The sequence below is a fragment of the Streptomyces sp. NPDC034103 genome (assembly GCF_055575395.1).
Window position 1 is genome coordinate 282,245 of the sequence record NZ_JBVISS010000011.1, and the last position, 14,391, is coordinate 296,635.

Sequence of the window (14,391 nt, forward strand, 5' to 3'; positions counted from 1 at the left end):
GACTGCTTGACCGGCGTCGCGACCGCGCCCCTCCAGGGGCGCGGAGAACCACGCGACCAGCCACGGAGGACCCGCAGCCCTACGACAGCTCAGCGCACCAGACCCCAGCGGAACCCGAGGGCCACGGCATGCGCCCGGTCCGACGCGCCCAGCTTCTTGAACAGCCGCCGCGCGTGGGTCTTCACGGTGTCCTCGGACAGGAACAGCTCCCGCCCGATCTCCGCGTTGGACCGCCCGTGACTCATCCCTTCGAGCACCTGGATCTCACGCGCGGTGAGCGTCGGCGCGGCACCCATCTCGGCGGACCGCAGCCGGCGCGGGGCGAGCCGCCAGGTCGGGTCGGCCAGGGCCTGCGTGACCGTGGCCCGCAACTCGGCGCGTGAGGCGTCCTTGTGCAGATAGCCGCGCGCCCCCGCGGCCACCGCGAGAGCGACGCCGTCGAGGTCCTCCGCGACGGTGAGCATGATGATGCGCGCACCGGGGTCGGCGGACAGCAGCCGGCGGACGGTCTCGACGCCGCCCAGACCGGGCATGCGTACGTCCATCAGAATCAGGTCCGAGCGGTCGGCGCCCCAGCGGCGGAGGACTTCCTCGCCGTTGGCCGCGGTCGTCACGCGCTCGACGCCGGGCACGGTCGCGACCGCGCGGCGGAGCGCCTCTCGGGCAAGCGGGGAGTCGTCGCAGACGAGGACGGAAGTCATGGCCGCCCTCCGCAGCTGATGCACGTCACCTTGAGCCTCCAGGCTGGTACGAAATCGTCACCTGTGCGGTCGACCGTCTCGGACACTAGCCCGAGCACTTCTTGTTTCAACCGCCTCGCACTCTCAACGACGGTCACTCGAAAGAGTTACGGGGCCGTGTGCCATCTTCGGCACTCTACGTGAGGGCGCGGACACGGTGCAGACATGCACGACGGACCCACAACGTTTCATCACAACCAGTGCCCCATTTAGCCCCATTTCTTCCCTTTTTCTGGTGTCTGAGGCTAGATTCGCAATGAGTCATATTTTCATCTCCTTAGATCGGAGATGTACGGTCGTAGACACCGATTCCGCCACAGAACGGCTACAAGGGGTCACGCAATGGCAGATTTCTCCCGCCTTCCCGGACCGAACGCGGACCTGTGGGACTGGCAGCTTCTGGCCGCTTGTCGCGGGGTGGACAGCTCGCTCTTCTTCCATCCGGAGGGCGAGCGAGGAGCGGCCCGGAGCGCTCGTGAGAACTCGGCCAAGGAGGTCTGCATGCGATGCCCGGTCCGCGCCCAGTGCGCGGCGCACGCGCTGGCGGTGAGAGAACCGTACGGCGTGTGGGGCGGGTTGACCGAGGACGAGCGCGAGGAGCTCATGGGGCGGGCCCGCAACCGGCTGGTGACGGCGTCGTCGGTCGGGGGGCATGCCGTCTCGAACAATTGAAGGAACGTTTCTGCGATAAGGGCACGCGCACGCGTGCCCTTACTGCTTGCGTCCCGCCGCCTCCGCGAGCCGGTCCAGGGTGGCCGCCACCGCGGGCACCTGCGCCAGATCGGGCAGGGTCAGCGCGACGATCTCCCGCCGCACGGCCGGCTCCAGCGTGACGACCCGCGCGCCTCGCGGCCGTACCGACTCGATGGCGAGCTGGGGCAGCACGGCGACCCCCAGGCCGGCGCCGACCAGTCCCACCACGGCCGGGTAGTCGTCGGTCGCGAAGTCGATGCGGGGCGTGAACCCGGCGTCCTCGCACACCTCGACCAACTGCCCCCGGCAGCGCGGGCATCCGGCGATCCAGGGTTCGCGCGCGAGCTCCCCGATGGCGACGGACCCGGTGGCCGCGAGCCGGTGCCGCTCCGGCACGAGCGCGACGAGACGGTCCAGCAGCAGGGGGCGTACGACGAGGTCGTCCCACTCGCCTTCCTGGGCGGCCCCCTCGTACCGGAAGGCGAGGGCGACATCGCAGTCACCCTCCCTCAGCAAGGCGACGGACTGCGGGGGTTCGGCCTCCTCCAGGGAGACCCGCGTCCCCGGGTGCGCGGCACGCAGCGCCGCGAGCGCGGTCGGTACGAGGGTGGAGCTGCCGCTGGGGAAGGAGACGAGCCGCACGCGCCCGGCCCGCAGTCCGGCGATGGCGGCGACCTCTTCCTCCGCCGCCGTCAGTCCGGCGAGGATCCCGGCGGCGTGCCGCACCAGCGCCTCCCCCGCCTGGGTCAGTCGCATCGCGCGCCCGCTGCGGACCAGCAGCGGGGTGCCGACGGACGCCTCCAGGGCCTTCATCTGCTGGCTCACCGCGGGCTGGGTGCAGCCCAGTTCGCGCCCCGCGGCGGAGAAGGAACCGGTGGCGGCGACGGCGCGCAGGACGCGCAGATGGCGGGCTTCGATCACCCGACGAGGATAAGCCATGCTTTGACATGGCGCCGAATAATGCGTGGCATCTTTGAGTGCCTGTCCCCTACCGTGCCGCTATGAAGCTTCTGTCGGTGAATCTGGGCCGCGAGAAGGCCGTTTCGTACACGGACAACCCCGAAGGCGTCACCGGTATCGACAAACGCCCGGTCGACACACCGGTGCGGGTGGCCGCGCCTGGCCCCAAGGGCATCGGCGGCAGCGGGCTCGCGGGGGACGCGGTGTGCAAGCGGCAGCACCACGGCGGCGACGACCAGGCCGTGTACGCGATGGCGCGCGAGGACCTGGACGAGTGGGAGGGCGAGTTGGGCCGCACGCTGGCCAACGGCGCGTTCGGCGAGAACCTCACCACCGAGGGCGTCGACGTCTCCGGCGCGCGGATCGGCGAGCGCTGGCGGATCGGGCCCGAGGTGGTGCTGGAGGTCACCAGCGCGCGGATCCCGTGCGGCACCTTCCAGGGCCATATGGAGGAGGAGCGGTGGGTGAAGCGGTTCACGCGGAAGGGCGCGCCGGGCGCGTATCTGCGGGTGATACAGCCCGGTGAGATCCGTACCGGGGACCCGGTCGAGATCGTGCACCGGCCCGGCCACGAGGTGACGGTCGCCCTGGCGTTCCGGGCGATGACCACCGAACGGCCGCTCCAGCCGCGGCTGTTGGCGGCGGGCGAGGCGCTCCATCCGGAAGTGCGGCAGTGGGCGCTCGACTATGTGGAGAAGCACGGCGCCTGACGGGCCCTCGGCAGGCGGAGGCTGTCGGCCCCGGTCATTAACCTTGCGTCATGACAACGGCATTGATTACGGGATCGACCGCGGGCATCGGTGCCGCGTTCGCACGGCGCCTCGCCGCCGACGGCCACAACCTCGTCCTGGTGGCCCGCGACACCAAGCGGCTGCGTGAGCAGGCCACCGAGCTCCACGACCGGCACGGCATCGAGGCCGAGGTCCTCACCGCGGACCTGGCGGAGGACGCCGGGATCGAGGCGGTGGCCGCCCGTCTCGCCGACCGCAGGAATCCGGTCGACCTGCTGGTCAACAACGCGGGCTTCGGCAACAAGGGCCGCTATCTCGACGTCACCATGGCCGACGAGCTGAGGATGCTCAAGGTGCACTGCGAGGCGGTGCTCCGGCTGACGTCGGCGGCGGCGGAGGGGATGCGGGAGCGCGGCCGCGGCGGTGTCGTCAACGTCGCGTCGGTGGCGGCCTTCGTCCCGCGCGGCACCTACGGCGCCTCCAAGGCGTGGGTCGTGCAGTTCACCCAGGGGGTGGCCCGGGACCTGGCGGGCAGCGGGGTCCGGCTGATGGCGCTGTGCCCGGGGTTCGTGCGCACCGAGTTCCATCAGCGGGCCGGGATGGGCACGGACAACATCCCCGGCTGGATGTGGCTGGACGCCGACAAGCTGGTCGCGGCCGCGCTGCACGACCTCGCGCGCGGCAAGTCCCTGTCGATCCCGGACCCTCGCTACAAGGCGCTGATGGGCATGGCGAAGGTGGTGCCCCGGAACCTGCTCGGGGGGATCTCGTCCAGGACGGGCCGGAAGTACGGGCCTCGGTAGGGCACGGCCGCCCCGGGGGCCGAGCTCTGCACGGGGACCCCGGACGGGAGGAGAATGGTCCCGTACTACCGGACCCAGGGGGACTGGACCGGAGGCGGCACCATGACGTTCGTACAGCTCATCGACTGCAGGACCAGCCGGTTCGAGGAGATGAACCGGCTGATGGACAGGTGGGTCGAGCAGACCAGGGGGAAGCGGACGGCGACGCACGACCTCGTCGGCAAGGACCGGTCGGACGCGTCGCACTTCGTCGAGATCGTGGAGTTCCCCTCGTACGAGGAGGCGATGCGCAACTCCGGCCTGCCCGAGACCGAGGAGATCTTCCAGGAGATCGTCGCCCTGTGTGACGAGATGCCGACCTTCACCGATCTGGACGTGGTGCGGGACGAGCAGCTGTACGCGGCCACCGCTCGGCGGTTCTTCGAGACCCTGTCCGGGAGCGGGGCGCTGCCGGCGCTGGACGACCTGCTGGACGCGGAGTACCACGACCACGATCCTGCCAACGACCAGGACGTGGTGGGGCGCGACGCGGTGCGCGAGGAGGTCGAGAGGTGGCGGGGGGCGTTCGACTTCGGGTTCACCGTCCACGATCAGCTCGCCCAGGGCGACCGGGTGTGCACCCGGTGGACCTGGAACGGCACCCATGTCGGCGACTTCCTGGGGATCCCGGCGAGCGGCAGGCGGGCGTCCATGACCGGGACCACCATCCACCGGTGCTCGGCGGACGGGAAGATCGCCGAGGGCTGGTGGGAGTACGACCGGCTGGGGCTGATGGCGCAGTTGGGCGCGCTGGACGCGCTGGAGCAGTAGGGCGGCGCGGCGCGGCCGCCGGACAGGGCGAAGGCCCGGCCCCCTCGCGGGTGCCGGGCCTTCGGTGAGCTGGTGGGCTCAGTGGGAGTGGCCGTGGCCGTGGCTGTGACCGGCCTCGGCGGGCTCCTCTTCCTTCTTCTCGACGACCAGGGTCTCGGTCGTCAGCAGGAGGGAGGCGATGGAGGCGGCGTTCTCCAGGGCGGAGCGGGTGACCTTGACCGGGTCGATGACGCCGGCCTTGACCAGGTCGCCGTACTCGCCGGTGGCGGCGTTGAAGCCCTGGCCCTTGTCGAGCTCGGCGACCTTGGAGGTGATGACGTAGCCCTCCAGGCCGGCGTTCTCGGCGATCCAGCGCAGCGGCTCGACGACGGCGCGGCGGACGACGGCGACACCGGTCGCCTCGTCGCCGGTCTTGCCGAGGCCGCCCTCCAGCACCTTCGCGGCGTGGACGAGCGCGGAGCCACCACCGGAGACGATGCCCTCCTCGACCGCGGCGCGGGTCGCGGAGATGGCGTCCTCCAGACGGTGCTTCTTCTCCTTCAGCTCCACCTCGGTGGCGGCGCCGACCTTGATCACGCACACGCCGCCGGCCAGCTTCGCGAGGCGCTCCTGGAGCTTCTCGCGGTCCCAGTCGGAGTCGGTGTTCTCGATCTCGGCCTTGATCTGGGCGACGCGGCCCGTGACGTCCTCGGAGTTGCCGGCGCCGTCGACGACCGTGGTGTCGTCCTTGGTGACGGTGACGCGGCGGGCGGAGCCCAGCACGTCCAGGCCGACCTGGTCGAGCTTGAGGCCGACCTCCTCGGAGATGACGGTGGCGCCGGTGAGGATCGCCAGGTCCTGGAGCATCGCCTTGCGGCGGTCGCCGAAGCCGGGGGCCTTGACCGCGACCGCGTTGAAGGTGCCGCGGATCTTGTTCACGACCAGGGTCGACAGGGCCTCGCCCTCGACGTCCTCGGCGATGATCAGCAGCGGCTTGGAGGAGTTGGTCTGGATGACCTTCTCAAGGAGCGGCAGCAGGTCCTGGATCGAGGAGATCTTGCCCTGGTTGATCAGGATGTACGGGTCGTCGAGGACGGCCTCCATACGCTCCTGGTCCGTCACGAAGTACGGGGACAGGTAGCCCTTGTCGAAGGCCATGCCCTCGGTGAAGTCCAGCTCCAGACCGAAGGTGTTGGACTCCTCGACGGTGATGACACCGTCCTTGCCGACCTTGTCCATCGCCTCGGCGATGAGCTCGCCGACCTGGCTGTCCTGGGCGGACAGACCGGCCACGGCGGCGATGTCGGACTTCTCGTCGATCGGGCGGGCGGTCGCGAGGAGCTCCTCGGAGACCGCGGCCACGGCCGCGTCGATGCCCTTCTTCAGCAGCGCCGGGGAGGCACCCGCGGCGACGTTCTTCAGGCCCTCGCGAACCAGCGCCTGGGCGAGCACGGTGGCGGTGGTGGTGCCGTCACCCGCGATGTCGTTGGTCTTGGTCGCCACCTCCTTCACCAGCTGGGCGCCGAGGTTCTCGTACGGGTCGTCGAGCTCGACCTCGCGGGCGATGGTGACGCCGTCGTTGGTGATGGTGGGGGCGCCGAACTTCTTGTCGATGACGACGTTGCGGCCCTTGGGGCCGATCGTCACCTTGACCGTGTCGGCAAGCTTGTTGACGCCGCGCTCGAGGGCGCGACGGGCGTCCTCGTCGAACTTCAGGATCTTCGCCATGGGAGCGGTTCAGCCCTCTCGGAAAACGTGGGTGAAACGAACTGCGCCCCTGACGCCCGGCTTCATAAGGTCGCGGGGGCCCGGGGCGCAGCTCAGAAAAACGGTGCTTCGCAGGGAAGCGGGTGAATTACTTCTCGATGATCGCGAGCACGTCGCGAGCCGAGAGGACGAGGTACTCCTCGCCGTTGTACTTCACCTCGGTGCCGCCGTACTTGCTGTACAGCACGATGTCGCCGGTCTTCACGTCGAGCGGAAGACGCTCGCCGTTCTCGAAGCGGCCCGGGCCCACGGCCAGGACGACGCCCTCCTGGGGCTTCTCCTTGGCGGTGTCCGGAATGACCAGGCCAGAGGCGGTGGTCTGCTCAGCGTCGAGCGGCTGGACCACAATGCGGTCCTCGAGCGGCTTGATGGCAACCTTGGAGCTGGTGGTCGTCACGATCCGACCTCCCCCTTCGGAGATCTCACGGGGTTAACTGTCTGAGGTGGCGACCAGGTGGATCCGTCGTCGCGGGTGCCGGACCTGCCCGTCGCTATTGGCACTCTCCAGGGGGGAGTGCCAGACCTGAGACTATGACCGCGATTAGCACTCGGTCAAGCGGACTGCTAATTCGACGCGTCAGACGTAGTCCTCCAGCCTGCCCACCGACAGGCCCGCCCCCTGGATCTCGCGCAGCAGCCGCGCCGTCCGCTCCACCAGCGTCAGGCCCGTCGTCCCGCGGGACGCCACGGACACGATGTCGCCGGGGGCCAGGTGCCGCTCCCCGCGCGGGTACGTCAGCTCGCCGTCCTCCATGGACGCGCGCCACAGCACGACCGCCGCGAGGCCGCAGTCGGCCGCGGCCCGCAGGGTGGTGTCGTCGTACGTCCCGTAGGGCGGGCGCAGGAGGCGGGGGCGCAGGCCGAAGCGGGACCTCAGCTTGTCCTGCTGGCCGCAGATCTCGGCGCGCTGCCCGGCGTAGGGCAGGCCGCGCAGGGCGGGGTGGTCGAGGGTGTGGTTCTGGATCGAGGCGCCCACCGAGCGCAGCCGCGCGAAGTGGCCGTAGCCGGGTCCCACCACGCTGTCGGTGAGGAACATGCTGACCGGCAGGCGCAGGGTGCGGACCATGTCGACGAAGCGTTCGTCCTGTTCGGCACCGTCGTCGTAGGTCAGGAAGACGACCTTGTCGCGGGTCGGGACGCGCCGGAGCACCGGCAGCGGGGTACCCGTCAGGGCCGGGCGGGCGGCCGGGCGGGGTGCCGGGGCGAGCGGGGCGCGCAGGCCCCAGCGGGCGTACGGCGGTTCTCCGGCGGCCGAGCCGGCCAGGGGCCGCACCCCCTGCGCCCTCGTGCCGCCCGGCCGGCCGGTGGGGTCGGCGGCGGTCCGGGCGCAGCCGGTGAGGAGCAGGGCGGCCAGGGCGGCGGCCACCGCGCCCCGCGTCCTCACAGGTAGTCCTCCAGCCGGGCCACCGCGTACCCCTCGGCCGTGATCTTGTCGAGGAACCGGCGGATCATGTCGGGCATCGTGCCCTTCCAGTCCTCCCGGCCGCGGAAGTGACTCAGCACGATGTCCCCCGGGTGGATCTCGCGGTCCCACTCGCGGTAGTCCCAGCGGTCGACGAAGACCTCCTCGTTCCAGATCGGCGCGTACTTCACCCCGCAGGCCTTCGCGGCGCGCAGCGTGTCCTTGTTGTAGTTGCCGTACGGCGGGCGGAACAGCAGCGGCCGTTTGCCGTAGCGCTTTTCGATGATGTCCTGCATGCCGCAGATCTCGTGCTTCTGGCGGGCGTAGGACAGCCCCGGCAGGTAGGGGTGGTGGAGCGTGTGGTTGTTGAGGACCACGCCGGCGTCCTGCATCTTCTTGAAGTAGCCGTAGTCCTCCTTGACCAGGTAGTCGCTGAGGAAGGCGGTGTACGGGATCTTCAGCTCGGTCATCATCCGCAGGAAGGCGGGGTCCTTCTCGGCGCCGTCGTCGATGGTGAGGAAGACGATCTTCCGATCGGTCGGGATCGTGGTGAAGACGGGCGGCAGGCCCTGCTCCTCGTGCCCGGCCACCTCGAAGCCCTTGCGGGTGGTGATCCGCGGCTTCCGCGCGGGCGGTGCCGGGGGCGCGAGCGGGGTTCTGGCCAGGCCCCAGCGTTTCGCGACCCTCGCGGAGGCGCGGAGCTTGGTGGCGTACGCGTCCAGGGCCCGGGCCGGCGCCGCCTTCAGGGGCTGCTGGCCGAGGGCCGGGCGGACGGTCTCGCCGTCGCCCTGGGTGCAGCCCGAGGCGAGCGCGGCGACGGCGAGCGCCGCGAGGCCGCCACGGACTCCCGCCCTGCGAGCCGCCCGACTTTTGTCATTTTGTCCTACTGATCCCATGGCCCCGCATCCTGGCAAGCCACCGCCCCGATCCCGGCCCGACACCGCCGCCGGGGGCGGACCGTCCACCGACTGGCCCACAATGACCGGGTGAACGACCTCGCTCCCCTCCTCACCCCCGAGGGCCGCGCCCTCCTCGACGCCGTGCGCGGCACCGCCCCCGCCGACGAACTCGCCGTCGCCACCCGGCTGCGCCGCGAGCACCCCGCCGCACTGGTCTCCGCGGCACTCGGCCAGGCGCGGCTGCGGCAGCGGGCGGCGGTGAAGTTCGGCGCCGAGGACGCGGGGCGGATGTTCTTCACGCCCAACGGGGTGGAGCAGTCGACGCGGGCGAGCGTGGCGGCGTACCGGGCCGAACGGCTGGTGGCGCTGGGGGTGCGGTCGGTCGCCGACCTGTGCTGCGGGATCGGGGGAGACGCGATCGCGCTGGCGCGGGCCGGGATCAGGGTGCTCGCCGTGGACCGCGACCCGCTCACCGCCGCCGCGGCCCGGGCGAACGCCGAGGCGCTGGGGCTGGCCGACCTGATGGAGGTGCGAGAGGCGGACGTCACGGACGTCGACACCTCCTCGTACGACGCCGTCTTCGTCGACCCGGCCCGGCGCGGTGGCCGCGGGCGGATCTTCGATCCCGAGGCCTACTCCCCGCCCCTGTCCTGGGCGATCGACACCGCCCGCGGGGCGCCCCACGCCGCGCTGAAGATCGCCCCCGGCATCCCGCACGAGACCGTGCCCGCCGAGGCCGAGGCCGAGTGGATCTCCGACGGCGGTGACGTCAAGGAGGCGGTGCTCTGGTTCGGCACGGCGCCCGGTACCGTCCGCGCGACCCTGCTGCCGGGCCCGCGCACCCTCCTCGGCCGCGGCCTGCCCGACCCCGAGGCCCGCCCCGTGGGGCGTTACCTGTACGAGCCCGACGGCGCCGTCATCCGCGCCCACCTGGTCGCCGAGGTCGCCGAGGAGCTGAACGGCGGGCTGATCGACCCGACCATCGCCTACATCACCGCCGACGCACTGCTCCCGACCCCGTACGCCACGGCCTACGAGATCACCGACCGGCTCCCCTTCAACGTCAAGAAGCTGAAGTCCCTGCTGCGGGAGCGCGAGGTCGGGATCCTGACGGTGAAGAAGCGCGGGTCGGCGGTGGAGCCGGAGGAACTGCGCAGGAAGGCGCTCCCGAAACCGCAGGGGTCCAACGCCGCGACCGTGTTCCTCACCCGGGTCGCGGGCGCCCCGACGATGCTGGTCGGGGCCCCCGCGACCCTCCGGTGACCGCGACCGCGCCCCTACAGTGACCGCAGCCGCGCCGTCAGCAGTTCCCGCTCCCGTCCGTTGCGCGCCAGTCCCGCCGCCCGTTCGAACTCCGCCCGTGCCTCCGCCGTGCGCCCCAGTCGGGCCAGGAGGTCGGCTCGGACGCTGGGGAGCAGGTGGTAGTCGCGCAGGGCGGGTTCGGCGGTGAGGGTGTCGACGATCCGCAGTGCCTGCTGCGGGCCCTCGGACATCGACACGGCGACCGCCCGGTTGAGTTCGACGACCGGGGAGGGGGCGCGGACCGCGAGCAGGCCGTAGAGGGTCGCGATGCTCGCCCAGTCGGTCTCCTCGTAGGTGTACGCGTGCGCGTGGCAGCCGGCGATGGCGGCCTGGAGGGCGTAGGGGCCGGGGGCGCCGGTGCGGGTGGCGTCGGCGCGGGCCAGGGCCTTGATGCCGCGGGCGATGAGCATGCGGTTCCAGCGGCGGCGGTTCTGGTGCTCCAGCAGGACCGGCTCGCCGGCGGGGCCGGTGCGGGCGGCGGCGCGGGACGCCTGGAACTCCAGCAGCGAGACCAGGGCGTGCACCTCCGCCTCCTTCGGCATCAGGGCGGACAGCAGGCGGGCCAGGCGCAGGGCGTCCTCGCACAGGCCGGGGCGCAGCCAGTCGTCGCCGGTCGTGGCGGCGTACCCCTCGTTGAAGATCAGGTAGATGACGTCGAGGACGTCGCCCAGCCGGGCCTCGCGGTCGGGGCCGTAGGGCACCTCGAAGGCGACGTCGCGCGTCGCGAGGGTGCGTTTGGCGCGGACGATGCGCTGGGCGATCGTGGGCTCCGGGACCAGGAACGCGCGGGCGATCTCGGCGGTGGACAGACCGCCGAGCAGCCGCAGGGTCAGGGCGACGCGGGCCTCGGCGGACAGGACCGGGTGACAGGTGGTGAAGACCAGGCGGAGCAGGTCGTCGTCGATGTCCTCGGGGTCGGCGGGCTCCTGCGCCGGGACGGTGGTGTCGAGGCTGCGCCCGATCTCCTGGAGCTTGCGGGCGTAGTTCTCCCGGCGCCGGACCAGGTCCACGGCGCGGCGCCGGGCGGTGGTCGTCAGCCAGGCGCCCGGGTGGTCGGGGACGCCGTCGCGGGGCCACTGCTCCAGGGCCGCGACGAGGGCGTCCTGGGCCAGTTCCTCGGCGATGCCGACGTCACGGACGACCCGGGCGACGGCGGCCACCACGCGCGGGGACTCGATGCGGAAGACGGTCTCGATGGCGTGCCGGGGGTCGCCGGAGGACTGTGGGCTCACAGTCCTCCATGCAACACCCCCGCCCGCCCGCGGCCAAGGCGAGCGGGTCAGCCCTCCGCGATCTCCCGCACCTCACACGTGACCGTCCAGTGCTCCTCGTGCACCTGGAGGAACCGCTTGGTCCACTCGACGGCCTCGGCCATGTCCTTGCACTGCATCATGGCGTATCCCCCGACGACCTCCTTGGACTCGGTGAACGGCCCGTCGGTGACGGAGGTCCGGCCGCCGCTGTAGTGCACCCGGGTGCCCTGCGCGGACGGCGTGAGCCCGGCGGTGTCGAGCAGGACGCCCGCCTTGGTCATCTCCTCGATCAGCTCGCCCATGCGCTGCATCAGCTCGGGGCTGGGGCCCTCGGCGGGGGCGGTGGACTCGTCGATCTGCACGAGCGACAGGTAGCGCGGCATGGTGACTCCCTCGGTTCGGTCGGCCGGTCCTTCCGGCCTCTCCCATCCATGCGTCGAACGACGGGCCCAGGGATCGACAGACGCGCGGGATTTTTTCGAGGAATTTTTCCGGCCGTACGTTTCCGCAGCTCACAGAGGGTTCCTGGGGGCTTTCTCAGCGCAGTGACGCCCACAGCTCGTGGGCCTCCGGCTCGTCCGCCACCACCCGGTTGCCGTCCGAGGGGGCCGGCACCACGGGCATCGTCACGGTCCTCACCTGGTCCGCGGACAGGCCCTTCAGGCTCTGCCCGAGGCTCGTCAGTTCACCGAGGGAGTCCAGGCCGGTGTCGGTGGTGAGGCTGCCGGTGACCGCGTCGGCGACCGTGTAGAGCCTGGCCGGGCTGGTGAGCAGGTCGGTCGCGGAGATCTGCGCCAGCAGCGCCTTCACCAGCTTGTGCTGCAGACCTATCCGGCCGAGGTCGCTGCCGTCGCCTATGCCGTGCCGGGTGCGGGCGAGGGCGAGGGCCTGCTTGCCGTCGAGGCGGTGGGTGCCGGCCGCCAGGGTCAGATGGCTGCTGGAGTCGTCGATGTCCTCGTCCGTGGTGACGGTGACCCCGCCGAGGGCGTTCACGAGCCGCGCGAAGCCGGAGAAGTCGATCTCGATGTAGTGGTCCATCCGGACGTTCGTGAGCGACTCGACGGTCTTGACCGCGCAGACGGGACCGCCGACCGAGTACGCGCTGTTGAACATCGCGTTGTAGGCCACCGCCGTCGAGCCCTCGCCCGGAAGCGGGCACGAGGGACGGGTGACGAGCGTGTCGCGCGGGATGCTGACCACCGTCGCCCCGGTGCGGCCGGCGTCGAGGTGGACGACCATCGCCGTGTCGGACCGGGCCCCCGTGCTGTCGCCGCCGCCGAGTTCCTGGTTCTCCTCGCCGCTGCGCGAGTCGGAGCCGAGGACGAGGATGTTGAGGGCCTCGGAGGGCAGCGGGGAGGCGGTGGCCGACGCCGAGGGAGCGGGGGTCGTCACCGCCTTCGCCGGACGGTCGTCGCCGAGCGCGGAGTTGATGTCGACACTCTTGATGTTGTCGTTCAGATGCCAGTAGGCGAACCCCGCCCCGGCCGCGCCCAGCACCAGGACGCCCGCGAGGGCGATACCGGCGGCCTTCAGCGCTCTCGGCCGCCGGCCCGGTCTTCTGCCCGCGTCCCCGCTCTCTCGGTGTCCCGTCACGGGGAGGAACGTAAGTCCGAATTATTACGAGGAACGCCTCCGGGGCGGTTTTCTTGGGAAAATCTCAGACTTCTCAGCCCAGCGTCACGCTCGGTACCGGATTGCTCCCGCTCCATGACCCGTTGAAGCCGAACGTCACCGAGCCGCCGTCCGGGACGGTCCCGTTGTAGGAGGCGTTGGCGCAGCTGACCGTCGCGCCCGTCTGGGTGCAGCTCGCGTTCCAGACGTTGGTGAGCTTCTGCCCGGCCCCGAACGTCCAGCCGGCCTTCCAGCCCGACAGCGCCGCGCCCGAGCAGGAGATCCTCACCTGGCCGGTGAAGCCGGTGTTCCACTGGCTGCTGACGCTGTAGACGGCCGTGCACGCACCCGTCGGCGGCGTGGTCGTCCCGCCGAGCGCCTCCGCGATCGCGCGGTACGCCGGTTTCGGCGCGTAGTTCTCGTCGTACGGCGTCGCCGCGCCCTGGCCGGGGAACGTGCTGGGGATCCAGGAGTCGGAGTCGGATCGGAGTCGGTGAAGCCCCAGACGGTGACTCCGGTGCAGCGGGTGACGGCCAGGCAGGCGTTCATGACGGCCTTGTAGTCGGCGGCCTGCTGGGCCAGCTTGGCGCTGTCCGACGGGAGGTTCATCCGGATGTCCAGCTCGGTGATGGCCACGTCGACGCCGAGGTCGGCGAAGCGCTGGATGTTCTGCTGGAGCGTGGAGGGCACCTGGCCGAGGATGAGGTGGGCCTGGAGGCCGACGCCGTCGATCGGGACGCCCCGCTCCTTCAGCGACTTGACCAGGTTGTACAGGGCGGTGGACTTCGCGTTCACGCCCTCGACGTTGTAGTCGTTGATGTACAGGTCGGCGGCCGGGTCGGCGGCGCGGGCGGCGGTGAGGGCCTGGGCGATGTAGCCGCTGCCGAGGCCGTTGTACCAGAGGGTCTGACGGTAGGTGCCGTCCTCGTTGAACGGCTCGTTGACGACGTCCCAGGCGGCGACGCGGCCCTTGTAGCGGCCCACCTCCAGCGCGATGTGGTCGTTCATCAGCGTGCTCAGCTGGGCCGGGGTCCAGCTGCCGTTCGCCAGCCAGCTCGGGTTCTGGCTGTGCCAGACCAGGGTGTGGCCGCGCACGTCCTGGTCGTGGGCCTCGGCGAAGGCGACGATCTGGTCCGCCTCGGCCCAGTTGTAGCTGCCCCGGGTCGGCTCGACCGATTCCCACTTCATGGCGTTGCCGGGGGTGAGCCAGTTGAACTGGGCCCCGGCGATGTCGCCGTAGGTCCCGGTCAGCTTGGAGCCGGTGACCGCCGTGCCCATGGCCTTGCCCTGGGCGGCCGCGAGGTCGCGCAGCGGGGTGTCGGCGGCGTGCGCGGTGGTCGTGCCGGCGGTCGCCAGGGCGCCGACCGCGACCGCTCCGGCCAGCAGAGCGGCGAGTCGTGCACGTGGCGAGGTTCTGGAGGATCTCACTGCGGGTGCCTCC

General features: G+C 71.2%; 14 protein-coding genes and 1 pseudogene. 5 read left to right on the plus strand and 10 right to left on the minus strand.

Annotation, left to right across the window (positions count from 1 at the left end; genetic code table 11):
* Window positions 1-89 precede the first annotated feature (89 nt).
* Window positions 90-701, minus strand: a complete 612-nt coding sequence (locus ACZ56U_RS25735) for a response regulator transcription factor (protein ID WP_003948568.1) — start codon at window positions 699-701, stop codon at window positions 90-92.
* 381 nt (window positions 702-1,082) lie between these two features.
* Here ACZ56U_RS25735 and ACZ56U_RS25740 point away from each other — a divergent pair, with 381 nt between their 5' ends.
* Entirely contained in the window at window positions 1,083-1,412 is a 330-nt protein-coding gene (locus ACZ56U_RS25740; protein ID WP_046261616.1) for a WhiB family transcriptional regulator, read from the plus strand.
* A 39-nt stretch (window positions 1,413-1,451) separates the two neighbouring features.
* Here ACZ56U_RS25740 and ACZ56U_RS25745 read toward each other — a convergent pair whose 3' ends face one another.
* A complete protein-coding gene (locus ACZ56U_RS25745; protein WP_469086350.1) occupies window positions 1,452-2,354 on the minus strand; it encodes a LysR family transcriptional regulator in 903 nt (300 codons plus the stop codon).
* A gap of 80 nt (window positions 2,355-2,434) precedes the next feature.
* Here ACZ56U_RS25745 and ACZ56U_RS25750 point away from each other — a divergent pair, with 80 nt between their 5' ends.
* The 3 genes from ACZ56U_RS25750 to ACZ56U_RS25760 all read left to right on the plus strand — a co-directional run bounded on the left by ACZ56U_RS25750 (window position 2,435) and on the right by ACZ56U_RS25760 (window position 4,737).
* Window positions 2,435-3,103 carry an MOSC domain-containing protein gene (locus tag ACZ56U_RS25750; RefSeq protein ID WP_469086351.1) on the plus strand — a complete coding sequence of 223 codons (669 nt, stop codon included), beginning with the start codon at window positions 2,435-2,437 and terminating at the stop codon, window positions 3,101-3,103.
* Between the two features lie 50 nt (window positions 3,104-3,153).
* Window positions 3,154-3,927, plus strand: a complete 774-nt coding sequence (locus ACZ56U_RS25755) for an SDR family NAD(P)-dependent oxidoreductase (protein WP_469086352.1) — start codon at window positions 3,154-3,156, stop codon at window positions 3,925-3,927.
* 102 nt (window positions 3,928-4,029) lie between these two features.
* A complete protein-coding gene (locus ACZ56U_RS25760) occupies window positions 4,030-4,737 on the plus strand; it encodes an ester cyclase (RefSeq protein ID WP_469086353.1) in 708 nt (235 codons plus the stop codon).
* Between the two features lie 78 nt (window positions 4,738-4,815).
* Here ACZ56U_RS25760 and groL read toward each other — a convergent pair whose 3' ends face one another.
* From groL to ACZ56U_RS25780, 4 genes are all read right to left on the minus strand, one after another.
* Entirely contained in the window at window positions 4,816-6,444 is a 1,629-nt protein-coding gene (gene groL, locus ACZ56U_RS25765; protein WP_391234500.1) for a chaperonin GroEL, read from the minus strand.
* A gap of 127 nt (window positions 6,445-6,571) precedes the next feature.
* A complete protein-coding gene (gene groES / locus ACZ56U_RS25770; RefSeq protein WP_003998759.1) occupies window positions 6,572-6,880 on the minus strand; it encodes a co-chaperone GroES in 309 nt (102 codons plus the stop codon).
* Between the two features lie 180 nt (window positions 6,881-7,060).
* Entirely contained in the window at window positions 7,061-7,867 is an 807-nt protein-coding gene (locus tag ACZ56U_RS25775) for a polysaccharide deacetylase family protein (protein WP_469086354.1), read from the minus strand.
* Entirely contained in the window at window positions 7,864-8,781 is a 918-nt protein-coding gene (locus ACZ56U_RS25780; protein WP_469086355.1) for a polysaccharide deacetylase family protein, read from the minus strand. Before ACZ56U_RS25780 ends, ACZ56U_RS25775 begins: the two co-directional genes overlap by 4 nt.
* Before the next feature lie 90 nt (window positions 8,782-8,871).
* Here ACZ56U_RS25780 and ACZ56U_RS25785 point away from each other — a divergent pair, with 90 nt between their 5' ends.
* Window positions 8,872-10,047: a class I SAM-dependent methyltransferase gene (locus ACZ56U_RS25785; RefSeq protein WP_469086356.1), complete on the plus strand. Its 1,176-nt coding sequence runs from the start codon at window positions 8,872-8,874 to the stop codon at window positions 10,045-10,047.
* 14 nt (window positions 10,048-10,061) lie between these two features.
* Here the strand turns inward: ACZ56U_RS25785 and ACZ56U_RS25790 are convergent, their stop codons facing one another.
* The 4 genes and pseudogenes from ACZ56U_RS25790 to ACZ56U_RS25805 all read right to left on the minus strand — a co-directional run bounded on the left by ACZ56U_RS25790 (window position 10,062) and on the right by ACZ56U_RS25805 (window position 14,378).
* On the minus strand, window positions 10,062-11,318 hold the full coding sequence (locus ACZ56U_RS25790; RefSeq protein WP_469086357.1) for an RNA polymerase sigma factor: 1,257 nt from the start codon (window positions 11,316-11,318) through the stop codon (window positions 10,062-10,064).
* A 47-nt stretch (window positions 11,319-11,365) separates the two neighbouring features.
* Entirely contained in the window at window positions 11,366-11,722 is a 357-nt protein-coding gene (locus ACZ56U_RS25795; protein ID WP_469086358.1) for a YciI family protein, read from the minus strand.
* Between the two features lie 154 nt (window positions 11,723-11,876).
* Entirely contained in the window at window positions 11,877-12,932 is a 1,056-nt protein-coding gene (locus ACZ56U_RS25800) for an LCP family protein (protein ID WP_469086359.1), read from the minus strand.
* Between the two features lie 73 nt (window positions 12,933-13,005).
* Window positions 13,006-14,378 (minus strand): annotated as a pseudogene (locus tag ACZ56U_RS25805) (glycoside hydrolase family 10 protein).
* Window positions 14,379-14,391: the final 13 nt, after the last annotated feature.

What these genes read in the sequence shown, in the direction of transcription:
- ACZ56U_RS25735 (WP_003948568.1), bottom strand. Translation starts at nt 701, where the DNA reads ATGACTTCCGTCCTCGTCTGCGACGACTCCCCGCTTGCCCGAGAGGCG.
- ACZ56U_RS25740 (WP_046261616.1), top strand. Translation starts at nt 1,083, where the DNA reads ATGGCAGATTTCTCCCGCCTTCCCGGACCGAACGCGGACCTGTGGGAC.
- ACZ56U_RS25750 (WP_469086351.1), top strand. Translation starts at nt 2,435, where the DNA reads ATGAAGCTTCTGTCGGTGAATCTGGGCCGCGAGAAGGCCGTTTCGTAC.
- ACZ56U_RS25755 (WP_469086352.1), top strand. Translation starts at nt 3,154, where the DNA reads ATGACAACGGCATTGATTACGGGATCGACCGCGGGCATCGGTGCCGCG.
- ACZ56U_RS25760 (WP_469086353.1), top strand. Translation starts at nt 4,030, where the DNA reads ATGACGTTCGTACAGCTCATCGACTGCAGGACCAGCCGGTTCGAGGAG.
- groL (WP_391234500.1), bottom strand. Translation starts at nt 6,444, where the DNA reads ATGGCGAAGATCCTGAAGTTCGACGAGGACGCCCGTCGCGCCCTCGAG.
- ACZ56U_RS25780 (WP_469086355.1), bottom strand. Translation starts at nt 8,781, where the DNA reads ATGGGATCAGTAGGACAAAATGACAAAAGTCGGGCGGCTCGCAGGGCG.
- ACZ56U_RS25795 (WP_469086358.1), bottom strand. Translation starts at nt 11,722, where the DNA reads ATGCCGCGCTACCTGTCGCTCGTGCAGATCGACGAGTCCACCGCCCCC.